The sequence below is a fragment of the Nocardia sp. BMG51109 genome (assembly GCF_000526215.1).
In the GTDB taxonomy this organism is placed as follows: domain Bacteria; phylum Actinomycetota; class Actinomycetes; order Mycobacteriales; family Mycobacteriaceae; genus Nocardia.
Genome location: NZ_JAFQ01000004.1, coordinates 7177452 through 7203019, shown reverse-complemented (window position 1 = coordinate 7203019; position 25568 = coordinate 7177452). Strand labels below are relative to the sequence as shown.

The window sequence follows — 25568 nt, the reverse complement described above, 5'->3', positions numbered from 1 at the left end:
ATCGGGGTGCCGGGTCATCGATCCGGCCGGGGATCCGGTTCGTTCGCACAGAAAGAGCCCGCCCATGGTGCCCAGTCGACCCACGATGCCCCCGCTGCCCGTCCTGCGGACGATCGAGCGTTTCCGCAGCGCCCTGATGAGCGTCCATCGCCGCACGGCTCCGCCGCCGGTGGCGCTGCTCGATATCCTGGTGGGCGGATTTCTCGCCCAAACCCTCTGCGCGGCCGCCGAACTGGGGATCGCCGATGCGCTGGTCGAGCGTCCGCTGACGCGCGAGGAACTGGCGGCGCGGGTCGGCGCCCGGCCGGACGCGCTGGAGCGATTGCTGAGCCCGCTGATCGGCGAGGGCATCTTCGCCCTGCGCCACGGCACCTACTCGCTCACCCCGCTGGCGCAGCCGCTGCGCGGCGACGCCGAGGTGTCGCTGCGGGACGGCCTGCGCCTGTTCGGTGACCATCGGCACCGGCATGCCTGGTCGTCGCTGCCGGCGGCGGTCCGGACCGGCGAGGCGGCCGCGGAGCAGGCATTCGGGATGCCCTTCTTCGACTACGCCGCGAAGGACCGCGAATACGGGGAGCTGTTCGACAGGGCCATGTCGAGTTTCTCGGAGATGTCCGTGGAACCGATCCTCGGGGCCTACGACTTTTCCCGGTTCGGCACGATCGTCGACGTCGGCGGCGGCCACGGTCTGCTGTTGAGCGAGATACTCCGGCGTGCGCCGCAGGCCCGGGGAGTGCTGTTCGACCTCCCGGAGGTGGTCGAGTCGGTGCCGGATCGGATGGCGGCGCTGGGGCTGGCCGATCGCTGTACGGTGACGCCCGGCTCGTTCTTCGGCACCGTGCCCGAGGGCGGGAACGCCTACCTGCTGAAACACATCATCCACGACTGGTCCGACGAGCAGGCGGGCCGGATCCTGTCGGCCGTACACGACGCCATGTCTGATTCGGCGCGCCTGCTGCTGATCGAATTGGTGCTGCCGGAGGACAACCGGCGCAACTTCGGCCGGCTCCTCGACCTCGAGATGCTGGTCAACGTCGGCGGCCACGAGCGAACCGAGCAGGGGTACCGGGATTTCCTGTCCGCCAACGGGTTCGAACTGGTGCGCCGGGTGGAGACGGTGGCGCTCGAGGACATCCTGGAGGCCCGTCCCGTGTGAGTCGCGCGCCGGGCGCCGTGGTGGGCTCGCTCGTGCCGATGCCCGCCGGGGCGCGGGAGCAGGCGCGGTGCCGTTCGGCGGCTCGGGACCTGTCGGACCCGGTGGGTACGGTTGACCTGTGAGTGAGCTTTCGAGGGAGTCGGCGATATTTCCGGTGGTGATCTCGCGGCGCGCGCTGCATCCGGCACCGAGCGCCGAGAGGTCCGCACGGTGACCGAGGGCCTGTTCGACACGCCGTCGGCGGAGCCCGTGGGGGCAGCGCCCCCGGTCGATTTTCGCGGTTCCGGCGAGCATGTGCCGCTGGCGGTGCGGATGCGTCCGGCGAGCCTCGACGAGGTGGTGGGGCAGCGGCATCTGCTGGGTCCGGGGTCGCCGCTGCGGCGGTTGGTCGAGGGGTCCGGGGCGGCGTCGGTGCTGCTGTACGGCCCGCCGGGGACCGGCAAGACCACCCTCGCCTCGCTGATCTCGCAGGCCACCGGGCGGCGGTTCGAGGCGCTGTCGGCATTGTCGGCCGGCGTCAAGGAGGTGCGCGCGGTCATCGACCTCGCGCGGCGGCGGCTGCTGGCGGGCGAGCAGACGGTGCTGTTCATCGACGAGGTGCACCGGTTCTCCAAGACCCAGCAGGACGCGCTGCTGGCGGCGGTGGAGAACCGGGTGGTGCTGCTGGTCGGCGCGACGACGGAGAACCCGTCGTTCTCGGTGGTGTCGCCGCTGCTGTCGCGCTCGCTGGTGCTGCAGCTGCAGTCGTTGTCCGACAACGACATTCGCGACGTGCTGCGCCGGGCGATCGAGGACCCGCGCGGTCTGGGCGGCCGATACGGCGTGACGGATGCGGCGCTGGATCACATCGTCCGGATCGCGGGCGGTGACGCCCGGCGCTCGCTGACGGCGCTCGAGGCGTCGGCGGAGTCCTCGTCCGACGGCACGGTGGACGTCGGCCTGGTGGAGGCGAGCGTCGACAAGGCCGCGGTCCGCTACGACCGCGCCGGCGATCAGCACTACGACGTGATCAGCGCGTTCATCAAGTCGCTGCGCGGCTCCGACGTCGACGCGGCCCTGCACTATCTGGCACGGATGATCAGTGCGGGGGAGGACCCGCGATTCATCGCCCGCCGCTTGATGATCCAGTCCAGCGAGGACGTCGGCATGGCGGATCCGACGGCCCTGCAGACCGCGGTCGCCGCCGCGCAGGTGGTGCAGATGGTGGGGATGCCCGAGGCGCAACTGGCCCTGGCGCACGCCACCATCCACGTCGCCACCGCCCCGAAGTCCGGCGCGGTCGCCGCGTCCATCGGCGCGGCCCTGTCGGATATCGGCGCGGGAAAAGCCGGCGCCGTCCCGCCTCACCTCCGCGACGGCCACTACGCGGGCGCCGCGACACTCGGCAATGCCCAGGGCTACCGGTACCCGCACGACCACCCCGACGGTGTCCTGCCCCAGCAGTACCCGCCCGACGAACTGGTCGGCACGGACTACTACCACCCCACCGACCACGGCTACGAGCGCGAGGTCGGTCCCCGAGTGACCAAACTGCGCCGCATCGTGCGCGACGGGTGAGCCGGCCTCGTCGGGACCAGCCGGTCCTCCGAACGGCTCGATCGGTCGGCTTCCAGCGCGTCGCCCGGCGAGTCGGGGTGCGAAGTAAGCGAGAATGACTGGTAGCAGCCGGACTCGATATACCGTGACCCCGTAGGTGGATCCCGGACCGGTCGCAGAACGGAGGATCGATGACCGCCATGGTGACGGATCGGCCACAGATGCTTGTCGAGAAATTCGAGGAACTCGCCGAACTGGCGCCCCGCGCAGGGGAGGGGATCAGGCTCGAATTCATCAACGGGAAGTTGGGGGCGAAGCCGATGCCGGACGGGGACCATGACGAGATCTATCGGTGGTTGTTGGAGCAAGTCATCGTTCAGCGCCGAGACCTCTTCCCCTATCCGGAGATCGGATTGAAGGTCGATGCCTATCGCAGCGGCCGGGCCCGAACGGACGCGGTGATTGCACCGAAGGGTGCATTCGTGGGAGCCGGGGAATGGAAGGATCCCGGTCCGGTACTCATGGTTGTCGAGGTAACTTCGTTCGACTCCGATACCGATCGACGTGACCGCGTCGAGAAGCCACGGGCATATGCCGAGGCCGAAATTCCGGTCTACTTGTTGATCGATCGTGAGATCTGTGAACTGCTCGCGTACAGCGAGCCGGAAAACGGGGTCTACACCAAGTCGGTCCGGCATCCGTTCGGCAAGTCGTTCGACGTCCCGAAGCCGGTCGGGATCACGCTCGATACCGAGCCGCTGCAGGGACTGGTCCGCTGATCCGGCCACGGCCGGCGGCGCGATCGGGGTTCGCCGCGACCCCGCCCACCGACGTAAACCCGCTGGACGGTTCCCGGTAGGCTGAATGGTTGTGCAGACCCACGAGATTCGACGGCGCTTCCTGGAGCATTTCGTCCGTGCCGGGCATACCGAGGTCCCGAGTGCCTCGCTGATCCTGCCGGACCCCAACCTGCTGTTCGTCAACGCAGGCATGGTCCAGTTCAAGCCGTACTTCCTGGGTCAGGAGGCGCCGCCGTTCCCCCGCGCGACCAGCGTGCAGAAGTGCGTGCGCACGGGCGATATCGACGAGGTCGGCGTCACCACCCGGCACAACACGTTCTTCCAGATGGCGGGCAATTTCTCGTTCGGCGACTACTTCAAGGAGGGGGCCATCGGCTTCGCCTGGGAGCTGATCACCAAGTCCCAGGACGAGGGCGGTTTCGGTTTCGACCCGGAGCGGATCTGGGTGACCGCCTACGAGTCGGACCCGGAGGCCGCCGAGCTGTGGCACCGCGTCGCGGGAATTCCCCAGGAGCGCATCCAGTTTCGCGACGGCAAGGACAACTACTGGGATATGGGCGTGCCCGGTCCGGGCGGTCCGTGCTCGGAGATCTACTTCGACCGCGGCCCCGAATACGGCGTGGACGGCGGCCCGGCCGCCGACGAGAACCGCTACCTCGAGATCTGGAATCTCGTTTTCATGCAGGACATCCGCGGCGAGCTGAGCCCGAAGGAGGGCCATCCGCCGGTCGGCACGCTGCCGAAGAAGAACATCGACACCGGCATGGGCGTCGAGCGGGTGGCGATGCTGCTGCAGGGCGTCGACAACGTCTACGAGACCGACCTGCTGCGCCCGATCATCACCAAGGCCGAGGACCTGACCGGGAAGAAGTACGCCGTCGAGCATGCCGACGATGTGCGCTTCCGGGTGATCGCCGACCACGCCCGCAGCGCGGCCATGCTGATCTCCGACGGCGTGAACCCCGGCAACGACGGCCGCGGCTACGTGCTGCGCCGCCTGCTGCGCCGGATCGTGCGCTCGGCGCGCCTGCTGGGCGCGGAGCGGCCGGTCATGGGCGAGTTCATGAAGACCGTCAGCGACCTGATGGCGCCGTCGTACCCCGAACTGGCCACCGACTTCGCGCGCATCGAGAATGTCGCGGTCGGCGAGGAGACCGCGTTCCTCAAGACGCTGAGCACGGGCTCCAAGCTGTTCGACGAGACCGTCGCCGAGGTGAAGTCGCACGGCGGCCGGAAGATCGCCGGTTCGGACGCCTTCACGCTGCACGACACCTACGGATTCCCGATCGACCTGACCCTGGAGATGGCCGCCGAGGCCGGTCTCGAGGTCGACGAGCCGGGCTTCCGCACGCTGATGGCCGAGCAGCGCCGCCGCGCCAAGGAGGATGCGGCCGCCCGCAAGCACGCGCATACCGACCTGTCCATCTACAAGGAGCTGGTCGACCGCGGCGCCACCGAGTTCACCGGCTTCGACGAGCTGGCGACCGAGGCCACGGTGCTGGCCCTGATCTCCGACGGCGTCCGGATCCCGGCCGCGACCGCCGGACAGGACATCGAGGTGATCCTGGACCGCAGCCCGCTCTACGCCGAGGCCGGCGGCCAGATCGCCGATCGCGGCACGATCACCGCCTCGGGGCTGAAGCTGCGCGTGCACGACGTGCAGAAGATCGCCAAGAAACTGTGGGTGCACAAGACCACCGTCGAGCAGGGGCAGGTCACCGAGGGCGATACCGTGCTGGCCCAGGTCGATCCGGCGTGGCGGCGCGGCGCCACCCAGGGCCACTCCGGCACGCACATGGTGCACGCCGCGCTGCGGCAGGTACTCGGCCCGAACGCCGTGCAGGCCGGATCGCTCAACAAGCCCGGCTATCTGCGGTTCGACTTCAACTGGCAGGGCCAGTTGTCGGAGCAGCAGAAGGCCGACATCGAGGCCGTGTCCAACGACGCGGTCGGCGCCGACCATCCCGTCAACACCTTCGTGACCGATCTGCCCAAGGCCCGGAAGATGGGCGCGCTGGCGCTGTTCGGCGAGAACTACGGCGACGAGGTGCGGGTCGTGGAGATCGGCGGCCCGTTCTCGATGGAGCTGTGCGGCGGTACGCACGTCGAGCACTCCTCGCAGATCGGCCCGATCACCGTGCTCGGCGAGTCGTCGGTCGGTTCCGGCGTGCGCCGCGTCGAGGCGTTCGTCGGCCTGGATTCCTATCAGTACCTGGCCAAGGAGCGTGCGCTGCTGGCCGGCGTGGCGTCCTCGCTGAAGGTGCCCAGCGAGGAGGTGCCCGCCCGGGTCGAGCAGCTGGTCGAGCGGCTCAAGGTCGCCGAGAAGGAGCTGGAGCGCACCAAGATTCAGGCCGTGCTGGCGCAGGCCGGTACCTTCGCCGAACGGGCCGAGCGCGTCGGGAGAGTGTTACTGGTGGCCGAGGCGGCGCCGGAGGGCGTCGGCGCCGGCGATCTGCGTACCCTGGCCGGCGATATCCGCGGCCGCCTGGGCAGCGAACCGGCCGTGGTGGTGCTGCTCGGCAACGCCGAGGGCAAGGTGCCGTTCGTGGTGGCGGTGAACAAGCCGGCGCAGGAAGCCGGATTCAAGGCCGGCGACCTGGTCGGCAGCTTCGGCCCGAGCATCGCCGGGCGCGGCGGCGGCAAGCCGGAGATGGCGCAGGGCGCCGGGTCGGATCCGTCGGGAATCGCTGCCGGACTGGCGTCGGCGCGGGCGCGGGTGGCCGAGCTCGCCGCCTGATGGACATCTCCTCCGATGACGAGGCCGGACCCGCACCGGCGGGAACGACGGCCGAACAGCCGAACATCGCGACGGATCCGGGGCGCGGCCGCCGGGTCGCGGTCGACGTCGGAACCGTGCGGATCGGCGTCGCGGCGTGCGATCCCGACGGCATCCTGGCGACTCCGGTCGAGACGGTGCAGCGAGCGGGTTCGGCGCGAGGCAAGCGTGCGGGCGGGAAGGGTGAGGAGGCCGATCTCGCCCGGATTGCCGACATTGTGCGGGAGTACGAGGCCGTCGAGGTGATCGTCGGCCTCCCTCGCACGCTGCGCGGGGAGAACGGTGCGTCCGCCGAACTGGCGATCGCCTTCGCCCGTCGTTTGCGATCGGTGATTCCCGGAGTGCCGATACGACTTTCCGACGAACGTTTGACTACGGTGTCAGCTGCACGTGCATTGCGCGACAGCGGAGTTCGTGCACGTGGCCAGCGACGGATGATCGATCAGGCGGCGGCCGTATCGATCCTGCAGGGATGGTTGGACGAACGGAGTGCGGTGTTGAGGTCGGCCCGGGAGCAGGCGGCAGGGTGGTCGGATGAATGACCGCTGGGCGCGCGCCGAGGAACGCCTTCGGCAGAGCGCCGAGGAGCGGCGATACCGGCGTCCCGACCGCGGGTGGGGCGGTGCCGACAACCGGGCGATGGGCGGTCGCGGCGCCCGTCGCCCCGAGCCGGTCGACGACTGGGACGACTACGACGACGACACCACCGTGATCCCGCGGTACACCGACGAGAACGCCGACCTGGTACCGCCCCCGCCCCCGCCTCCGCAGCGACGCGGCCAGCCCGCCCGGAACCGGGCCGCTCGGGGCCAGCCGCGCGGACAGGCCGCGCGTGAACGGTCGGCGCGGGACCAGTCCGACCGCGGCCAGACGACCCGGGAGCAGCCGGCGGCCCGCAGGCAGTCGGCGCGCGGCGAGGGGGCGCGCGGTCGATCGGCGCGCGGTCAGTCCGCGCGCAGCCAGTCGGCGCGCGGCTCGTCCGGGCGCGGCCAGTCGGGGCGAAGCCGGCGCTCGCGGGTCGCCTCGCGGAAGGCGGCCGAACGCAAGCGCCGCCGCCGAAATCTGCTGGTACTCGGCGGCATCTTCGTCGTGCTGTTCGTGGCGGCCGGCGGCTATGCCGGCTACAAGCTGGTCGGAAAGTTCGGCGGCCCGGAGGATTACGCCGGGCCGCCCGGAGAGCCGGTCGTGGTCCGGGTGAAGGACGGCGACACCGCCGAGCAGATCGCCCAGACCATGTTCGACAAGGGCGTCGTCGCCAGCACGGGCGCGTTCTACGAGGCGGCGATCCGCAATTCGAAGATGAACGGAGTCCAGCCCGGCTACTACTCTCTGCCCACGCACAGCAAGGGCGCCGAGGCGGTGACGGCCCTGATGGGCAAGGACGCCCGGGTCGGCAACGTGGTGATCTCGGAGGGCAAGCGCCTGCACGATTCGACCGACGTGAACACCGGCGCCCGCAACGACGGCATCTATCGCAAGGTCGCCGAGGCCAGCTGCCTGGGGACCGGAACCGCCCGGAAATGTCTCACCTACGAGCAACTCGAAGCGGCCGGCGCGAGCCCCGACCTGGCGGCGCTGGGTGTGCCGGCGTGGGCCATGGACGCCGTACGTCAGGTGCCCGACCGCAGCCGTCAGCTCGAGGGCCTGATCGCCGCCGGCACTTGGGATTTCGATCCGAGCGGCACGCCGGAGCAGATCCTGGCCCAGCTGGTCGGCCAGAGTACGAAGGGCTACGAGTCGACCGGTCTGCTGCAATCGGGTGCGGCCACCGGAGGTCTGAATCCGTACCAGACGTTGGTCGCGGCCTCGCTGGTGGAGCGCGAGGCGCTGCCGAACGACATGGCGAAGGTGGCGCGGGTGATCGTGAACCGGCTGGCCGCCGACAAGCCGCTGCAGCTGGATTCGACGGTCAACTACACCCTCGACAAGACCGAGGTCGCCACCACCGACTCCGACCGTGCCAATCCGACGCCGTGGAACACCTACGCCATGTCGGGGCTGCCCGCGACCCCGATCTCGTCGCCGTCCATGGAGGCCCTGCGCGCCATGGAAACTCCGGCGCCGGGTTCCTGGCTGTACTTCGTGACCGTCGACAAGGAGGGCACGACGATGTTCACCGAAAGCTACAGCGAACATCTGCGCAATATAGAGCATGCTCGTCAGAGCGGAATCCTCGACAGTGGACGGTAGGCCCGCCCGCGGGGCTGTAAACGAAAAGCCCTGCCGGGCTGTAGACAATAAGCCCTGTCGGGCTGTAGGCAATAAGCCCTGTCGGGCAGCGGTGCTCGGTAGTCCGGTCTCGCATTCGCGCTCACCGCAACTGCATCTGGCCGCCTACCGGGCGCTCGGGCTGGACTGGAGTTACGAGCGCATCGACTGCACGGCCGAACAACTGCCCGGACTGGTCGACGGCCTGGGCCAGGAATGGGTCGGGTTGTCGGTCACGATGCCCGGCAAGGTCGCGGCGCTGGAGTACGCGGCCGAGCGCACCGAGCGGGCCGTGCTGGCCGGTTCGGCGAACACGCTGGTGCACACCGCGGACGGCTGGCGCGCGGACTGCACCGATGTCGACGGTGTGCGGGGGGCGCTGCGGGGCGCCGGTGTCGAGAAGGCCGCGCGCGCGGTCGTCGTGGGCGCCGGGGGAACGGCGCGGCCGGCCCTGCTGGGGCTGGCCGACCTGGGCGTCCGGGAGGTGACCGTGGTCGCGCGCGATCCCGGTCGCGCGAGCGGCGCCCTGGAACTGGCCGACCGTCTGCGCCTGTCGCCGCGTTTCGCCGGCTTCGACGCCACCGCCGTGCGGGACGCGTGTGCGGAGGCCGATGTCGCGGTGAGCACGGTGCCCGCCGACGGCGCCGCTCTCGTGGCGGACGCGGTCGCGGTGACGCCGGTGGTCCTGGACGCGATCTACAACCCGTGGCCGACGCCGTTGGCGGAGGCGGTGCTGCGGGCCGGGCATACGGTGATCGGCGGCCTCCAGATGCTGCTGAACCAGGCCTACGGGCAGGTGGAACAGTTCACCGGGCGGCCCGCCCCGCGCGCGGCCATGGCGGCGGCGCTGGAGGGCTGATCGGGGCGTCACCAGCCGGTTCGGTGTGTGTAACCGGTTCCAATTCGGCGGTTACGGTGTACAAGCTAAGGTGATCGATATGACTGCGTGGGTGTTGCGTGCCACCGTTCTCGGGGCGCTGACCGTCGGCCTCCGGATCCTGCTGGGCTTCGGGATGGTCTACTGGCCGACACAGGGCGCATGGATGCGGATCCTGTGCCTGATCGTGCTGATCGGGGCCGTGGCCGCATGGGGGCTGCTCGACGGCCGCGGCGACCGCCGCGCCAATCCCGATCCCGAGCGCGGCGGCGCCGATCTCACGATGATCTGGCTGAAGGCCGCCGTCGTCGGTGGCCTGGGCGCCGGGCTGGCCGCGTGGCTGGTGGATTTCGTGCCCAAGTTCGAACTGGGCGACAACGGCCTGCTCTTCGAGCTCACCGCCGGCGCCTCGTTCATCATCCTGCTGCTCTTCGTGCCGGCGATGGTCGGTGTCGCCCTGGGCCGGTTCCTGGTCGGCCGCGAGTCGAAGAAGGCCCAGCCCGCACCGCCGCCGACGGCGGCCGCCTCGGCGCTCTAGCGCCCTGGCAGCGCCTCGCCGCCAGGGTTCCGGGCAGTATTTGCCGGCAGGAACCCGGGGAGTGCTTGCCGCCAGGGCTCAGGCGGTGCTCGCCGACCGCATCGGTCCGCGCGCCACCAGCAGGGCGGCCGCCCCGAGATAGCCGGCGGCTACGACGAGATCGAGGACGCCCTGGGCGAATTCGTCGCGGGCGAACCCGGTCGGCGGCGCGACCGTGATCACGCCGGAGCCGAAGAAGAACCCGGCGGTCAGGGCCGGTGCCGCGAGCCGGGTCGGCGCCACCGCCGCGACCGGCGGCACCGGCGAGAACGCGGCATCCGGCAGCGCGAAGATATTGTCCGCCCGGTACCCGGCATCGAGCGTGGCCGGCAGCCACACGCTGACCGGGACGGCGAGGATACGGGCGAGCACGACCGGCATGGCGACTCCTGGTGCGGCCGAGGGGGATTCGGTACGCCAAGCATTACCGACAGGAGATTGCCCGGGCAACCGGTGGCCGTCCGCCTAGAGCAGAACGGCGCCGTCGTTCGTCTTCTCGTCCCGGGCCACGGCGGCATAGGCGGCGGCGAGCAGGCTCGGATCCGGCCCCTCGAGCCGGCCCGGCTTGGCCAGGCCGTCCAGGACCACGAAGCGCAGTACGCCGGAGCGGGTCTTCTTATCGGTCTGCATGGATTCGAGCAGTTGCGGCAGGGCGTCGGCGTCGTAGCTGGTGGGCAGGCCGAGAGCGGCCAGAATGCTGCGGTGACGGTCGGCGGTGGCGTCGTCCAGCCGTCCGGCCAGCCGTCCCAGCTCCGCGGCGAACACCAGGCCCACCGAGACCGCGGCGCCGTGCCGCCAGCGGTAGCGCTCGCGTCGTTCGATGGCGTGGCCGAGGGTGTGGCCGTAGTTGAGGATCTCGCGCAGGCTCGACTCCTTCAGGTCGGCCGCCACCACATCGGCCTTGACCTGGATCGCGCGGCGCACCAGTTCCGGCAGCACATCGCCGGTCGGGTCGAGCGCGGCCTGCGGATCACGCTCGACGAGGTCCAGGATCACCGGGTCGGCGATGAAACCGGCCTTGATGATCTCGGCCATGCCCGCCACGATCTCGTTGTGCGGCACCGTTTCCAGCGTCGCCAGGTCCACCAGCACCGCGGCGGGTTCGTGGAAGCTGCCGACCAGATTCTTGCCGGCCTCGGTGTTGATGCCGGTCTTGCCGCCGACGGCCGCGTCGACCATCGCCAGCAGGGTGGTCGGCACGTGCACGATCTTCACCCCGCGCATCCAGGTGGCGGCCACGAAACCCGACAGGTCGGTCGCGGCGCCGCCGCCGAGGCTGATCACGACGTCGCGCCGGGTCAGGCCGATGCGGCCGAGCACCTCCCAGCAGAATCCGGCCACCGGCAGGTCCTTACCGGCCTCGGCATCGGGAATCTCGATGCGGTGCGCGTCGATCGGGTCGCCGGAGCTGCCCGGATCGGCGTCGGTCAGTGCCTTGCGCACCGCCTCCGCGGTCTCGGCCAGCGGCGGTTGATGGAAGATGGCGACGGTGCGCACACCGGGCCGGGCCACCTGCTCGACCAGATCGCCCAGCAGCCCGCGCCCGATGACGACCGGATACGGATCGGCGGTGCGGACCTCGATGCGGGTCGGCTCGGTCATGTTTGCTGCTCCGATTCTGCTCGTGTGGGTGCGGGACCGTCCGGCCGTCGATCCGGTTCGGGGGATGAAACCGATTGTCCGGCCGGGTGTTTCGAGTCATTCGCGGATGAGCCGTCGGCCGGGTGCTCCGGTGGATTTCTACGGGCCGGTTCTATCGGGCGTCCGGTATCGGCGACGGCAGGGTGTCGGACGGTATTCGGCTCGGAGCCGGGCGGGGTGCCGGTCCCGGATCGGTGGCGAACCGGATCGGGCCGTCGTTCCGTCGATCGCGTCGGCTCCGATTGCGTTCCCTGCTCTGGAACGTGTTGTTCAGCAGCGATTTTCGATAGATCATCACGGTTGTCGGTGCGCGGCTGCGGTGAGTTGTGGTCGCTCGTCGCCGAGGGCTCGCCGGTGGTGTTCGATCGAGTCGGTTGCGATGGTGAATTCTGCGGAGCCTCGCCGGGAGGAGGCGGTGCACTCGAGGCGGGTGCGGGGCCCGGTGTGCCGGCAAGGTCGGCCGTCGGCGGTCCGGCGGGGCGGCTGGCCGTGCGTCGGCGCCGCTCCGGGGCGCGTGCCCTGGACGGTTCCGAAGCCCGTGACCCGTCGGCGGGCGTGCCGGCGTTCTGTTCGCCGGTCCGGCCGGGATCGCGCGTCCGGTCCGAAATAGGCTGCGCGGCAACGGAATAGTTATTCGTGCGGGCGGTTCCCGGGCCTCGGGTGCCGGCGCGCCTGCGTCGGGTGTTGCCGTTGCGGCGGGCAGCCGCGGGCGAGTCCGATGCGGTTTCCTTCGCGAGCGACGGGCCGTCCGGATCGTCGTTCGGGGCGATGCCCGACCGTACGAACTCAGTGGTCCGGTCGTCCGTTTCGGTGGTGGCGGTCGCGCCGCCGGTGGCTGTGGTGTCCTCCCCCGGGGCGGTTGCTGCTCGCGGGCGCCGCCGACCGCCGCGGCGGGAACGCCGAGAGCGGCGCTTGGCCGGAGGGCTCTCTGCGATTGCCGGATCCTCTTCCGCCACAACGGTGTTCGATGTCGTCGCGGTGTCCTGCGAGGTTTCGCCGGACGGCCGCCGGTCGCGATCGGGCGGAGCCGCCGCGAGACCCGATTCGGCCGTGGCGGTGTCGGCGGTCGCCTTGGACCGGCCCCGGCGCCGTCGGCGACGCGACCGGGAGCGCCGGGCGACGCCTTCGCCGTCGTCGGGCGGCGCCGGCGGTTCGACGGGCTCCACACCCAGCTTCGCGAGGATGGCTCGGACCACCCGGCCAGGGCTGCGGCCATCGGTGCGCACCCGGACGCTGGCCACCTCGCGGTACAGGGGACGGCGTTCGCGCATCAGCCTGCGGTACTTGGCACCGGGATCGTCACCGGCCAGCAGCGGCCGGTTGCTGTTCGCGCCGGTGCGCCGAAGTCCCTCGGCGATACTGATTTCCAGGTAGACCACGGTGCGCTCGCGCAGGAGTTCCCGGGTGGCCGCCGACAGCACCGCGCCACCGCCGAGCGACACCACGCCCTTGTGCTGGAGCACCGCGCGGCGCACCACCCGCTCCTCGATGCGGCGGAACTCCGGCTCGCCGTCGACGGCGAAGATCTCGGGGATGGTGCGCCCGCTCTCCTCCTCGATCCCCGCGTCGGTGTCGTACAGGTCGACGCCCAGTTCGCGTGCCAGCCTCCGGCCGATCGTCGACTTCCCGGCTCCGGGCGGCCCGACCAGCACCACGCACGGCCGGCGCGGGTCGGTCTGCACGATCATGACCCGACGGATCCCGGCAGGTGCGGGCGCGCGGCGATCCGCTTCAGGTAGCTGGTGATGTTGTCGACCGTCTCGGGCAGCGAATCGCCGCCGAACTTCTCCAGCGCCGCCTGCGCGACGACCAGCGCCACCATCGCCTCGGCGACCACGCCGGCCGCCGGGACCGCGCACACGTCCGAACGCTGGTGGATGGCGACGGCCTCGTCGCCGGTGGACATGTCCACGGTGGACAGCGCGCGCGGCACCGTCGAGATCGGCTTCATGGCCGCGCGCACCCGCAGCGGCTCACCGTTGGTCATGCCGCCCTCCAGGCCGCCCGCGCGGTTGGTGGACCGCAGCACGCCGTCCGGGCCGGGCCGCATCTCGTCGTGCGCCTGGCTGCCGCGCCGGCGCGCGGTCTCGAATCCGTCGCCGACCTCGACGCCCTTGATGGCCTGCACGCCCATGAGCGCGGCGGCGAGCCGTGCGTCCAGGCGATTCTCGCCGCTGATGAACGAGCCCAGGCCCACCGGCAGGCCCGCCACCACGACCTCGACGACGCCGCCGAGGGTGTCGCCGTCCTTCTTCGCGGCCTCGATCTCGGCGATCATCGCCGCCTCCGCCTCCTTGTCGAAGGCGCGGACCGGGCTCTCGTCGACGGCGGCCAGGTCGGCACCCGTCGGTACCAGACCCGCTGTGGCGCGGGCGGTTCCGATCGATACCACGTGCGAGACGACCTCGGCGCCGAGCGCCTGCCGCAGGAAATGGCGCGCCACGGTGCCGGCGGCGACGCGCGCCGCGGTCTCGCGGGCACTGGCACGTTCGAGCACGGGGCGGGCATCGTCGAAGCCGTACTTCAGCATCCCCGAGTAGTCGGCGTGACCGGGCCGCGGCCGGGTCAGCGGGGCATTGCGCGCGAGTTCCGCGAGTTCGGCCTCGTCGACCGGGTCGGCGGCCATGACCTGCGTCCACTTGGGCCATTCCGAGTTCGCGATCTCGATCGCGACCGGACCGCCCATGGTGCGGCCGTGCCGCACGCCGCCGATCACGGTGACCTTGTCGGCCTCGAACTTCATCCGCGCACCGCGCCCGTAGCCGAGGCGGCGGCGCGCCAGCTGTGCGGCGACATCGGCAGAGGTCACCTCGACCCCGGCCACCATCCCCTCGAGGATCGAGACGAGGGCGGGACCATGAGACTCACCTGCGGTAATCCAGCGCAACACGACCTCCATCTTTCCACGTCAGCACCGCCACCCGGACATCCGGTCCGCCGTGAGCGCCCGGTCCGCGCGGATCCCGCCGCTCGCCGGGGCGCGGCACGTCCCTGTTTTCCGGCCGGATTCGCCAGGCGCAGAGCGGAAGTGACGGCCCGGTGCGGGGGAGCGGTTCTCGACCAGCGGCACTTTATGCGAGTAACAGTGCGAGCAAGGTTGCCACGCACATCGACGGGCCGTGCGGCACCGCGTGGTTGCGGGGCGAGGCGCGAATGCGGCGCCGGGCGAACAGGAATGCGCCCGCGAGCGCGGTCAGCAGTGGCGCCGCCAGCGCGGCGCAGACCCATGTCCGGCCTCCGGCGCACGCCGAGGCGGCGCCCAGACCCACGGCCAGCTTCACGTCACCGGCTCCGCAGGCCGCGGGCGTGACGAGGTGAATGATCAGGTACGGCACCGCCAGCAGCAGTGCGCCCGTCACGGCCGCGGTCAGCCGGCCGGTAGTCAGCGCGTAGCCGAGGACGCCCAGGGCGCCGATTCCCGTGAGCGGGTTCGGCAGGCGCCGTTCGCGCAGGTCGACGGCGCTGAGCGCGGCGCACCAGGCCGCGAGGATTGCGAACGCGATGATTGTCACGGGGCCATCGTCGCCCGGGGCCGGGGCGCGCGGGACGCTCGATCGCAGGTCGGAATCGGCCTGTGGACAACGTCGAGTATGTGGACAGGCAGTGGGTCGTCACGCCGGTGCGGCGGGTGTCCGTGCAGGTCCCATGCTGTCGCCGCCGGTGAGCGAGAGCGGGAGCCACGGGCGGACGTGCGGCCGGACAGCGGTAGCGTGGAAATCATGTCTGCTGATCACGGCGTGCGACGCCCCGACCATGCGGCCCGCCGTGCCGCGCTGCGGAACCTGTTGGTGGAGAACGGGGTCGACGCCCTGCTGGTGACCGATCTGGTCAACATCCGGTACCTGACGGGGTTCACCGGATCCAATGCGGCGTTGCTGGTCTACTCCTGGGACGGCGCCGAGGATCGCACCGTGGTCTGCACCGACGGCCGCTACGCCACGCAGGTCGGCGAGCAGGTGCCCGACCTGCGGGCGGAGATCGCCCGCGCCTGCGCGCGGCGGATCATCGAGCTGGCGGGGGAGTGGCAGACCGGCCGGGTCGGCTTCGAAAGCCACGTCATGACGGTCGATCAGTACCACAGCCTGGTCGACCAGGGCACCGGGCTGGAGCTGGTGTCCACCCGCGGCCTGGTCGAGCAGCTACGCACGGTGAAGGACGACTACGAGGTCGACCGGTTGCGGGCGGCGTGCGCGGCCGCCGACGCGGCGCTGGCGAGCCTGCTCGATCGCGGAGCCATCCGGCCGGGCCGTACCGAGAGACAGGTGGCGCGCGAGCTGGAATGGCTGATGTCCGAGCACGGCGCCGCCGGCGTGGCCTTCGAGACGATCGTCGCCGCCGGCCCGAATTCGGCGGTGCCGCACCATCGGCCGACCGACGCGGTGCTGGCGGCCGGCGATTTCGTGAAGTTCGACTTCGGCGCCCTGGTCGACGGCTATCACTCGGATATGACCCGCACCCTGGTGCTCGGCGAGCCCGACGACTGGCAGCGCGAGATCTACGACCTGGTCCGCGGCGCGCAGCGGGCCGGACGGGAGGCGCTGAAACCGGGCGCGGGATGCGCGGAGGTGGATGTCGCCGCCCGCGGGGTGATCGAGGCGGCCGGCCACGGCGACCGGTTCGTGCACGGGCTCGGGCACGGTGTCGGCCTGCAGATCCACGAAGCACCCGGAATCGCCAAAACCGGCACGGGTACACTGCTGCCTGGCATGACGGTGACCGTCGAGCCAGGTGTGTACTTCCCCGGCCGCGGCGGTGTCCGGATCGAGGATACGCTCGTGGTTCGCGAGGGGGATCCCGAGTTGCTCACCCTGACCACCAAAGACCTGATCGTGGTCGACTGACCACGATCAGCCGACTGCGTTCGAACCAAACAAGGAGATCCGAGGACAGTGGCGGACACCAGCGACTTCAAGAACGGCCTCGTGCTGAAAATCGACGGCAACCTGCAGCAGATCGTCGAGTTTCAGCATGTCAAGCCGGGCAAGGGGCCGGCGTTCGTGCGGACGAAGCTGAAGAACGTCGTCTCCGGCAAGGTGGTCGACAAGACCTGGAACGCCGGCGTGAAGGTGGAGGTCGCCAACGTCGACCGCCGCGACATGACCTACCTGTACAACGACGGGTCGGATTTCATCTTCATGGACGGCGACACCTTCGACCAGATCCAGATCGGCCCGCAGATCCTCGGCACCAGCGCGCGGTTCCTGCTGGAGAACATGCCCGTCCAGGTGGCCATGCACGACGGCGAGGTGCTGTACGTGGAGCTGCCGGTCACCGTCGAGCTCCAGGTCACCCACACCGAGCCGGGCCTGCAGGGCGACCGGTCCAGCGCGGGCACCAAGCCGGCCACCGTGGAGACCGGTGCCGAGGTGCAGGTGCCGCTGTTCATCAACGAAGGCGACAAGCTGAAGATCGATACCCGCGACGGCGGTTACCTCGGCCGAGTGAACGCCTAACCTGGTGACCGTGGCCGATCAGCCCGGGGGCAGGAAGCCCTCGCACAAGAAACTGGGCGCGCGGCACAAGGCCCGCCGACGCGCGGTGGACCTGCTGTTCGAAGCCGAGGCCCGCGACATCGACCCGGCGGAACTGCTCGACGAGCGCGAGCAGCTCTCCACCGGCGATGAGCAGGTGGCACCGGTGAACCCGTATACCCGCGTACTGGTCGAGGGCGTCGCCGACGACCTCGACCGGGTGGACGGCACCATCGAGTCCTACCTGCAGGACTGGACGCTGTCGCGGCTCCCGGCCGTGGACCGCGCCATCCTCCGGGTGGCGGTGTGGGAGCTGTTGCACGCCGCCGACGTGCCGCCGGTGGTGGCCGTCGACGAGGCGGTGGAACTCGCGAAGGAGCTGTCCACCGACGATTCGCCGAGTTTCGTCAACGGTGTGCTGGGCCAGGTGGTTCTGGTCGCCCCGCAGGTGCGCGCCGCCGCCGCGGCCACCCGCCCCACCCCTCCTGCCGACGACGAGGCGTAACTTCAGGAGGCTGTGCCCGCAAGCTCGTGCACATCGCCCGAAGGGTCCGCAGGCGGGCCCGTTCGGAGCCGAGCACCGCACCGCTCGGAGATGAAGCGCCGCACCGATACTCGGGCGCTCCGGTGCACCCCTACCGAGGGTGATTCGACGGGCGAGTTACCCGCGGCCGACCGGCCTGGCCCTGCCACCGGGTCGGTGCAGCCACCTGTCCCGCGTCTCCCACCGACGGCGAACGGAGCGGCCCTATCTCGAGGTGCGGTGCGCGCGGACGAGTCCGGCTTCGGACGAGCCGCTCTACCGGGGTGGCTCGGAGACCCACCCCGCGACGATCACCAGGCCGGTCGGCCGGTGGACGGCGAGGAAGCCGAACGGCCGGTCGAACCCCACCGCGATCTCGGTGACCCGGCGCGGGCGCGGTGGCATGCCGGCGCGGGTCATGGCGACGGCGGTCACCGCGGCGGCCTCGAAGCCCTCGCGGGTGAAGCGAGCCAGCGCGTCCTGAACGGCCTCGGCGATGCACAGTGCCGTGGGGGAGATCGCCGGGAACCGATCGCGGCTGCCGTCGGACGCCGACCGCAGCCCGAACAGGTCGGCCCGGGCGAGCAGATCGTGGCGGGATCGGATCGTGAACGGCGGCACCTGAATTCGCAGCGTATCCGCCACCGACCGGGTTTCCCGAACCGCCAGGCCCGGGCCCTCGGTGCCGATCGGGAGATGAGTGTTCGTGCCGACCGAGCCGTCGAGAGCGCCGAGTCCGGCGCCGAGAACGTCCGCGGGAGCACCGTCGCCCAGCAGCAGGTGAACATCGAGGTCGCCGATTCCGCGCACCACCACGCGGGTCACCGGTTCCGTGCCCGCCAGCAGCGCGGCATCGCCGAGTTCGCGCGAGAACCGGGACAGTCCGGGCCCGCGGTGCCCACGCCACGGGCCGGCTTCGGGTTCGAGCACGTCGTCGTCGAACGGCTGTAGCCAGGCGGTCCGGGCGACGATCGCGGTGGCCAGGATGACAAGCGTGTCGGGGCGGAACGTCAGCGGAAAGCGGTCGATCAGCCCGCCGGTGTTCCGGTCGGCCCAGGTATCCACCGCCGCCTGCCCCGTGAGCTTCTCGACGACACCGGCGGGCAGCGACCGCACCCACTCGTCGCGTAGCTCGAGGTCCTCACGAACCCAGACACCGAGCGCCCCGGCCACGGTCTGAGCGCCGGCGATCTCCGCCAGCAGCCGAAGACCCGAATCCTGCGAGTGCCCGGCCGGAAGCCCCACTGCCGCAGCCAGTTCCGAGCGGGCCGGTTCGTTCGCCGCACCGGCGAGCACGGCCAGCAACGGCCATACGCCGCACCCCGAGAGCACGAAATCGCCGGCGCCCGCCGCAGCGCACCACCGCCGAGTCAGGTCGTTGGCGGCGGCCACATGCGGCAGGAGACTGGTCTGCACACCCGCCAGCCTAGCCCCGTGACAGTGCGCGGACGGCCGTCGTCCCGACCGCGCCGACGGCCGTCCCGCTCGCGTTCGATCGACCGGAGTCGGCTGCCGGGTGGCTCGGATACGGGCCACCCAGCGAGCAGCCTGGAGACGGTCCAGTTCGGATATTTCGCCGTACTTGTCGCACCTGATCACTGGTGTCGCGCAGGACGAGGCCCGTTGTCACGCTAGCCCGGTTGCCGGGTCTTGCGAGCGGCCCAGTTCCTGACCGGTTGCGCCACCGGCGCTCGGCCGGAATGGCCTTGCGCGATTCGCCCAGGGCGGATGTGGTCGCTCGTCCCGTGGCCCTGTCGTCGAGCCGAGCCGAGGGCAAGCGCCGAGGGACGGGTGCGTGGGTTGCCGCGGTCGCCGGTTCGGTGTCGCGTTGGGCCGGTTCGGTTGTCGTGCTGCTCGGGGGGCGCATGTGCCGGATGGTTCCGAAATGTGTGCGCCCCCGCCGTGGGTGTACGTGGCCGGCGGGGGCGCTCCCGGACCTCATGTAGTCCGGGGGATCGGGGGTGTTGTCGCGGACCGGGCGGCGGCCCGCACCGGATATCCTGGTGCCTCAACCGCACTCGAGGTCCAGTGCGGCGAGCGTGGCTTGGGTCACGGCAGCGCTGCCGGCGCGACCCGGATGCTGCCGGTGCGATACTGTGAGAATCCAGTTGTCTGTTGCTCTCATCGGCGGCGAGGAGGATGAGATGGCGGGTGTGGAGACGCCGACGGCGCGACTGCGTCAGCTGCGGGACGGTGGCTGCACGCCGCGGCAGGCGTGGGAGCTGTTCGACAGTCTGCCCGCGGTTCGCGTCGATGAGATCACCACCGGCCGCTGGCGCGGTGACGAGCTGGACACCGGGCACCCGTGGGCCGGTGCCCTGATCGAATCGGGTTGGCAGGGAAAGCAGTTCGACGATCCCGAGGCGGTGCAGCCGCTGCTGTTCGCGGGCCCGGACGGCGTCGTGTTCCCGGTCGATCCGCGCCGGGTGCCGCTGGCGCTGACGGGCCGTGTCCCCGCGGCGGGCATGCGGTTGGCTCGCAAGCTGCTGCCGGTGCTGCGTCCGGCCCTGCGCGCGCGGGCGCCGCGGGCCCGGCTGCGCAACCTGGAGTATCGCGGCACAGTCAGCGCCGCAATGATTTACGACCACCTGCCGATCATCGACGTATTCCGCCTGGTGGACGACGAGACGCTGCTGAGCGTGATGGACCTGCGCGGTATGGCCGATCCGTACTTCTTCATCCTGCGCCGCGAACGGTCCTGAGCCGGACCGGTCGTAGGTCGGATTCCTCCGCCGCGGTCGAGGCCGGTGGATCCGGCGCCGGTCAGCTGTGTTCGAGGATGGCGTCGAACCGTTCGTCGGCGCGGTCCAGCTGATCGAGTATGTGCCGCTTGACATGTGCCGCCAGCGGTGTGTCGGCGCGGGTGACCAACTCGCGGTAGACATCGGTGAGTGGACGGTACTTGGTGGCCAGCCGGTGCATCGCCGGGCCGGTCGCGTACAGGATCCCGACCCCGTTGTCGGTGAAGTCGGAGATCTTCACGACGCGGGCCCACGGATTGCGGGCGAGGCTGCTGGTCACATGCTCGCGGTATTGCGCGTGGCGGTCCACGGCCGGGTCGCGCGGCGGGTTGGTGACCGCGGCGACCAGGCTCGCGACCCGGCCCCCGAACCGCTCGCCCACCTCGGCCAGCGCGTTCTCGGTGACCGGACCCGTTCGCGCCCCGGCGAGTTCGGGGCCGTGATCCTCGACCGTGTCGTGCAGCAGCCCGGCCATCACCACCTCGGTATCGCGCACCTCGTAGTGGCTGACGATCCGGATGGCCACGCGCAGTAGGTGATTCACGTATGGTTCGCGGCCGTACCGATCGTCCCGATGCAGCTCGGAGGCGAGACCGAGGGCCGCCCCGACCCGTTCGGGCTCGGGCAGCTTCTCGGACTCGAGCTCGAGGCGCTGCCGCAGTCCACTCTCGCCGTGAACGTCGGAAATGGTGTGCAGCGGCATCACCGAGAGGATTCCCGCCCCAACTGTGTTCATGGAGCCAATCTATCGGTACGGTACGTCGGTCCCACTTATCGGTGCCTTGCATTTCGGCAGCCGGCGATTGAACTTCGCGTGGCTACCGTACGCCGCGCGGCCGGAACTGGATACTGATCCGCGGCCCGACCGGATGCCTCGTCTTCGGGACCGCATGCTCCCAGGTGCGCTGGCACGAGCCGCCCATCACGATCAGGTCGCCGTGGCCGAGCCCGTAGCGGACGCTCGCGCCGCCCCCGCGCGGGCGCAGCAGCAGGGCCCGGGCCGCGCCGACCGAGACGATCGCCACCATCGTGTCGTCGGTGGCGCCGCGGCCGAGCGTGTCGCCGTGCCAGGCCACGCTGTCGCCTCCGTCGCGGTAGTAGCACAGCCCGGCCGTGCGGAACGGCTCACCGAGCTCGGCGCGGTAGTACCCGCTCAGCGCCTCGCGCGCCTCGCCGAGCACCGGATCCGGCAGGGTCTCGCTCTCGTCGTAGAACCGCAGCAGGCGCGGGACATCCACCATCCGATCGTACATCCGGCGCCGGTCGGCCCGCCAGGGCACCCGTTCGGCCAGCCGCTCGAACAGCAGATCCGCGCCGGACAGCCACCCCGGCAGCACGTCCACCCAGGCCCCGTCGCCCAGCACTGTGCGACGCACTCCCTCCAGCGGCCCGAGCCCGATCGCCCCGAAGCCGTCCAGCAGCGAACCCTGCAGCGGTGTCGACATGCGCTCGAATCTACGTGCTATCGAACATACGTTCAAGAAGTTGGACGTCGTAGCCCTGGTGGACCCAGGTCCCTTCGCTGACCTCGAAGCCCTGAGAGCGGCAGACGATCTGCCGGTTTCGAGGTTTGCTCGACTGGTCGGCGTTTCCGAACGCACCTATCGACGACGGTTGGTTCGGCTTCGCGACGGAGATCCGCCTCATGGTCCGTGGCCGTCGCCGAAGGTGGAGCAGTTCGAGCCGATCGCCGCCAAGTACGCCGAGGAGTGGCCAGCGTGGGGGCATCGCAAAATCGCGGCGATGATGCACTGTCGTGCTTGCAGCTGGCAGTCATCGAGGCCGAACGGCCCTGGATATGGAGGTCCACCGCTTCCGGATCATCTACAACACAATCAGGCCACACCAAACGCTCGGCGATCGAACCCCCAGCACGGCCTTCACTGGTCGTGACTGTCAGACAACCGCTCGATGAACGCGGCTGCGAGAGTGGAAGCGGCTGCAGCGAAATGGCAGACGGCTGCAGCAAGTTCACCCGTAAGGGGTGACGTGGCACCGATGGGTGTGAAACTACCGTCTGCCCCGGCCAGTGCCAGCGCGGCCAGGATGCGCCGAGGAGATTGCGACGACCGGCTCGGCGCCGCTGGTCAACGGCCGGGTTCATACGGTCTTCCCGACGAGAGGCGGTCTGTCCATGAGTCACCAGAATCCGACGCTTCGAGCCGCGAGTGATGTCCGTGTCATCCCTGCCGGCACGGTGATGACCGAGGAGTTCGCGCGACAGCTCGCCCGCGATGTCTACGTGTGGGGATGGCCGATCGTCAACGCCTTCCACCGCCGCGCCTCGTTCGCCTCCGCGCCCGAACCCGGTCTGGTCGGTGGCGTGCTACCTGCCGCGCCGGTCGGGCACGTGGCAATGCTGAGCCGCTACATCGACCCCTCCCAGCGATGGGTGGCCCACCCCAACCAGGATGTGGTGTACGGGTTCGGATACGGCGCAGTCGATCGCGATCCGGTCGTAGCGCAGGTCCCGGACTTCGGTAACCGGTTCTGGGTCTACGCCCTCTACGACGCCCGCAGCGAAGAATTCTCCAATCTGGGACAGCAATACGGCACCGCCCCGGGCAACTACCTCATCGTCGGGCCGAACTGGGACGGTGACGTACCTGCCGGAATCACCGACGTATTGCGCTGTCCCACCGAACTGCTCGGAATGGGTCCGCGAGTGTTCCTCGACGACACCGAAGCCGACCGTGCCGCCATCGGATCGACGTTGAGCCACGTGGTGCTCTATCCGCTGAGCACTTACACCGGCGAACCCAAAACCGTTGACTGGCAGAATATCCCCCACTTCCCCGCCGGTGAATCCACCTCGGGGGAGACCCGATGGGTCGATCCCGCAACCTTCTTCGACGAACTGCCCGCCATCCTCGACAACGTTGCGCCCCTGCCCGGCGAGGAATCCCGCTACGCGATGACGCGGGCGTTGCTGGCCGCGATCGCTGCCGACCCCGATCTCGCTGCAGTGGTCGAACAAGCCGCCAAGGAGACCGAAACCCAGGTCATCGCACCGCTATTCAACTTCCGCACCAACGGATGCGTGCTACCCGGCGGCTGGAACTCACCACCCAACGTCGCCCGCTGGGGCTTCGACTATCTCACCCGCACCGCCACAGCCAAGTCCAACATGTACGTCAACCAGCCCGAGGAAACCCGCTACTTCTTCCTCGAAGTCGATAGCCAGGGCAGACGGCTCGACGGCAACAACGACTACACGATCACATTCCCCGCCGGTCAGGTCCCGCCCGTCGACGGATTCTGGTCCCTCACCCTCTACAACCCCGAACACTTCTTTGCCCCGAACGACCTGGGCCGCTACTCGCTGGGCACCAAGAACAAATCCATGACCTTCGCTCCCGACGGTGCCCTCACCATCCACATACAGCACGACTCACCCGGCACCGAATACGAGAACAACTGGCTCCCCGCACCTCGTGGTGAATTCGAACTCACCATCCGCACCTACTGGCCCAAACCTGCAGTCAACAACGGAGACTGGACACCGCCCCCAGTGCACCGGAACAGCTGACCATCCCAGCTGCCGCAAGCACCTTCGACACCGAACCTCCGCCAACAACCAGAAAACCATCCCGACCCGGCCAAGAGCTTGACTCAAGACAGACGTCCAGCGCGTCGAGCCGAATGTCGGGTGTGGCCGGTGTCGAGTGATTTTCGAACCCTGATCCGCCCGGACGACCGAAGTCCGGGCGGCTTCTCGACGCTGCGCAGATCTTCGGAACAGCCCGAGCACATGCCGAATCCGGCGCCCGGTCTTCTATGCTGAGTCTCCGTGAGCCGCGGTGAACGGGCGAGAGCCGATATTCTCGACGCCGCCGAACGGCTGATCGCCGAACGCGGCGCGCAGGTCCCCTTGCGGGAGATCGCGGTAGCGGCCGGGCAGCGCAACAACTCCGCGGTCAACTACCACTTTCGCAACCGGCACGAACTGATACACGCCGTGGTCGAGCGGCGCCTGGCGCCGATGGAGCGCGAGCGCGCCGAGATGCTGGCCACGCTCGGCAACGGTGCCCGGCGTGACGGGGGTGCCCGGCGTGATGTGGATGCTCTCCTGCGGGTGCTGGTGTTGCCGCTGACGACGGTCGACAGTCCCTGCTATGCGCGCTTCCTGCAGGCGGCCGCGCTGTATCTCCCGACCGATCTCGATGGCACCCAGGGGACGGTGTGGCCACGGGTGCTCAACGAACTCGCCCGGGCGATTCCTACCTCCGACGCCGCCGCCAAGCGCGGCAGGATCGCCGCGGTCGGCACCGCCATGTTCGCGTTGCTCGCCGAATGGGAGCGCAAGGCCCACTCCGAGACCGGCTCCCGGGACTTCCCGGAGGACGACTTCCCGGAGGACCTGGTCGTCATGCTCGCCGCGATGCTGACCGCACCGGTTCGGGTCCACGGCGAGGCGGCCGGATCGCCCACCGCCGGTTGAACCCCTAACCCGCGGTCTTGCCGTTGTCGGCGAGATAGACCGCGCCGTGCACGGCGGAGGCGTCGTCGCCGGCCAGGAACGCGATCACGCCGGCGACCTCCTCCGGCTCGTTCATCCCGCGCGGCGAGGCGGTGCGCATGACCAGGTTCACGTCGGCGCCGTCGGGCAGGGAGAACTCGCTGACCTGCGGGGTGAGCATGCCGCCGGGGCACACCGCGTTCACGCGCACGCGGTCCGCGGTGAACTCCACGGCCAAGGCTCGGGTCAGGCCGATCAGCCCGTGTTTGGCCGCGCAGTAGCCCGCCGAATAGGACTGGCCCTCGACGCCGGCGACGGAGGCGACGTTGACGATATTGCCGCCGGTGCGCAGCAGGTGCGGCAGGGCGGCGCGGCACAGGTAGAACGGGCCGTCGAGGTTCACCGCGAGGTCGCCGCCCCAGTCCTCGTCGGTGATGTCGACGGTGTGGCGCATCCGGTGCCGGCCTGCCACATTGACCAGGACATCGAGGCGGCCGAAGGCGTCGACGCATCGCTCGACCGCCGATCGGCAGGCGGCCGGGGTGGAGATGTCCGCGGTGGTGAACCGCCCGCCGGGTACCTCGCCGAACACCTCGGACAATCGTGATTCGTCGCGGGCTACGCCGAACACCGAGGCGCCGCGCCGGGCGAACAGGCGCGCCACCGCCGCGCCCAGTCCGGACGAGGCGCCGGTCACCAGTGCCACCTTGTTCGACAGATCGGTCATTTCGCCTCCACGGCTTCGCTTTCGGGGGAGTCTGCGCGCGGGCGGCCTCGCCGCGGCGCGGTCGGTGCCGCGCGAT

23 protein-coding genes and 1 pseudogene are annotated in these 25568 nt (G+C 70.1%); 15 read left to right on the top strand and 9 right to left on the bottom strand.

Annotation, left to right across the window (positions count from 1 at the left end):
• Positions 1-64 precede the first annotated feature (64 nt).
• The 8 genes from D892_RS0133920 to D892_RS0133885 all read left to right on the top strand — a co-directional run bounded on the left by D892_RS0133920 (position 65) and on the right by D892_RS0133885 (position 9891).
• Positions 65-1156, top strand: coding sequence for a methyltransferase (locus tag D892_RS0133920; protein ID WP_024805512.1), 1092 nt, complete (start codon positions 65-67; stop codon positions 1154-1156).
• Positions 1157-1366: 210 nt separating this feature from the next.
• Positions 1367-2713 (top strand): replication-associated recombination protein A, encoded by a 1347-nt coding sequence (locus D892_RS0133915; protein WP_024805511.1) that lies wholly within the window; start codon positions 1367-1369, stop codon positions 2711-2713.
• Positions 2714-2883: 170 nt separating this feature from the next.
• A complete protein-coding gene (locus D892_RS0133910) occupies positions 2884-3471 on the top strand; it encodes a Uma2 family endonuclease (RefSeq protein WP_024805510.1) in 588 nt (195 codons plus the stop codon).
• Between the two features lie 91 nt (positions 3472-3562).
• Complete coding sequence (gene alaS, locus D892_RS0133905; RefSeq protein ID WP_024805509.1) at positions 3563-6229, top strand: alanine--tRNA ligase; 2667 nt, start codon at positions 3563-3565, stop codon at positions 6227-6229.
• Positions 6229-6810, top strand: coding sequence for a Holliday junction resolvase RuvX (ruvX, locus tag D892_RS0133900; protein ID WP_024805508.1), 582 nt, complete (start codon positions 6229-6231; stop codon positions 6808-6810). The genes alaS and ruvX overlap by 1 nt, the downstream gene beginning before the upstream one ends.
• Positions 6803-8458: an endolytic transglycosylase MltG gene (locus D892_RS0133895; RefSeq protein WP_024805507.1), complete on the top strand. Its 1656-nt coding sequence runs from the start codon at positions 6803-6805 to the stop codon at positions 8456-8458. The genes ruvX and D892_RS0133895 overlap by 8 nt, the downstream gene beginning before the upstream one ends.
• Positions 8459-8549: 91 nt before the next feature.
• The gene (locus D892_RS0133890; protein WP_036567666.1) at positions 8550-9335 is read left to right on the top strand and encodes a shikimate dehydrogenase; all 786 of its coding nucleotides are present in this window, start codon (positions 8550-8552) and stop codon (positions 9333-9335) included.
• A gap of 79 nt (positions 9336-9414) precedes the next feature.
• Positions 9415-9891 carry a B-4DMT family transporter gene (locus D892_RS0133885; RefSeq protein WP_024805505.1) on the top strand — a complete coding sequence of 159 codons (477 nt, stop codon included), beginning with the start codon at positions 9415-9417 and terminating at the stop codon, positions 9889-9891.
• Positions 9892-9969: 78 nt separating this feature from the next.
• On the opposite strand, the gene D892_RS0133880 is transcribed toward D892_RS0133885, so the two are convergent.
• The 5 genes and pseudogenes from D892_RS0133880 to D892_RS0133860 form a co-directional block, all read right to left on the bottom strand.
• Entirely contained in the window at positions 9970-10311 is a 342-nt protein-coding gene (locus tag D892_RS0133880) for a hypothetical protein (protein WP_024805504.1), read from the bottom strand.
• A gap of 84 nt (positions 10312-10395) precedes the next feature.
• A complete protein-coding gene (aroB, locus tag D892_RS0133875) occupies positions 10396-11532 on the bottom strand; it encodes a 3-dehydroquinate synthase (protein ID WP_024805503.1) in 1137 nt (378 codons plus the stop codon).
• 1208 nt (positions 11533-12740) lie between these two features.
• Positions 12741-13259 (bottom strand): annotated as a pseudogene (locus D892_RS48915) (shikimate kinase); the annotation flags it as partial.
• A complete protein-coding gene (aroC, locus tag D892_RS0133865) occupies positions 13256-14461 on the bottom strand; it encodes a chorismate synthase (protein ID WP_036570789.1) in 1206 nt (401 codons plus the stop codon). The gene aroC and the pseudogene D892_RS48915, both read right to left, overlap by 4 nt.
• A gap of 181 nt (positions 14462-14642) precedes the next feature.
• A complete protein-coding gene (locus D892_RS0133860) occupies positions 14643-15083 on the bottom strand; it encodes an A24 family peptidase (RefSeq protein ID WP_024805500.1) in 441 nt (146 codons plus the stop codon).
• A gap of 207 nt (positions 15084-15290) precedes the next feature.
• On the opposite strand from D892_RS0133860, the gene D892_RS0133855 reads away from it, so the two are divergent.
• Genes D892_RS0133855 through nusB form a run of 3 tightly spaced genes read left to right on the top strand, consistent with a single transcriptional unit; the run spans position 15291 to position 17547 of the window.
• Positions 15291-16412 (top strand): Xaa-Pro peptidase family protein, encoded by a 1122-nt coding sequence (locus D892_RS0133855; RefSeq protein WP_024805499.1) that lies wholly within the window; start codon positions 15291-15293, stop codon positions 16410-16412.
• 48 nt (positions 16413-16460) lie between these two features.
• On the top strand, positions 16461-17024 hold the full coding sequence (gene efp / locus D892_RS0133850; protein WP_024805498.1) for an elongation factor P: 564 nt from the start codon (positions 16461-16463) through the stop codon (positions 17022-17024).
• Between the two features lie 10 nt (positions 17025-17034).
• Positions 17035-17547 carry a transcription antitermination factor NusB gene (gene nusB, locus D892_RS0133845; protein WP_024805497.1) on the top strand — a complete coding sequence of 171 codons (513 nt, stop codon included), beginning with the start codon at positions 17035-17037 and terminating at the stop codon, positions 17545-17547.
• Between the two features lie 294 nt (positions 17548-17841).
• Here the strand turns inward: nusB and D892_RS0133840 are convergent, their stop codons facing one another.
• A complete protein-coding gene (locus D892_RS0133840) occupies positions 17842-18981 on the bottom strand; it encodes a serpin family protein (protein ID WP_024805496.1) in 1140 nt (379 codons plus the stop codon).
• A 728-nt stretch (positions 18982-19709) separates the two neighbouring features.
• Between D892_RS0133840 and D892_RS0133835 the strand changes: the two genes are divergently transcribed.
• Entirely contained in the window at positions 19710-20267 is a 558-nt protein-coding gene (locus D892_RS0133835; RefSeq protein ID WP_024805495.1) for a DUF4334 domain-containing protein, read from the top strand.
• A gap of 61 nt (positions 20268-20328) precedes the next feature.
• On the opposite strand, the gene D892_RS0133830 is transcribed toward D892_RS0133835, so the two are convergent.
• Both D892_RS0133830 and D892_RS0133825 read right to left on the bottom strand, forming a co-directional pair.
• Positions 20329-21042, bottom strand: a complete 714-nt coding sequence (locus D892_RS0133830) for an HD domain-containing protein (RefSeq protein ID WP_024805494.1) — start codon at positions 21040-21042, stop codon at positions 20329-20331.
• Between the two features lie 82 nt (positions 21043-21124).
• Positions 21125-21751 carry an alpha-ketoglutarate-dependent dioxygenase AlkB gene (locus D892_RS0133825; protein WP_024805493.1) on the bottom strand — a complete coding sequence of 209 codons (627 nt, stop codon included), beginning with the start codon at positions 21749-21751 and terminating at the stop codon, positions 21125-21127.
• Between the two features lie 353 nt (positions 21752-22104).
• On the opposite strand from D892_RS0133825, the gene D892_RS49855 reads away from it, so the two are divergent.
• The 3 genes from D892_RS49855 to D892_RS44170 all read left to right on the top strand — a co-directional run bounded on the left by D892_RS49855 (position 22105) and on the right by D892_RS44170 (position 24747).
• The gene (locus tag D892_RS49855) at positions 22105-22221 is read left to right on the top strand and encodes an integrase core domain-containing protein (RefSeq protein ID WP_369801848.1); all 117 of its coding nucleotides are present in this window, start codon (positions 22105-22107) and stop codon (positions 22219-22221) included.
• 285 nt (positions 22222-22506) lie between these two features.
• Positions 22507-23835 carry a DUF1254 domain-containing protein gene (locus D892_RS0133815; protein WP_198037055.1) on the top strand — a complete coding sequence of 443 codons (1329 nt, stop codon included), beginning with the start codon at positions 22507-22509 and terminating at the stop codon, positions 23833-23835.
• 261 nt (positions 23836-24096) lie between these two features.
• The gene (locus D892_RS44170; RefSeq protein ID WP_024805490.1) at positions 24097-24747 is read left to right on the top strand and encodes a TetR/AcrR family transcriptional regulator; all 651 of its coding nucleotides are present in this window, start codon (positions 24097-24099) and stop codon (positions 24745-24747) included.
• A 4-nt stretch (positions 24748-24751) separates the two neighbouring features.
• Here the strand turns inward: D892_RS44170 and D892_RS0133805 are convergent, their stop codons facing one another.
• Positions 24752-25492 (bottom strand): SDR family NAD(P)-dependent oxidoreductase, encoded by a 741-nt coding sequence (locus D892_RS0133805; RefSeq protein WP_024805489.1) that lies wholly within the window; start codon positions 25490-25492, stop codon positions 24752-24754.
• Between the last annotated feature and the right edge of the window lie 76 nt (positions 25493-25568).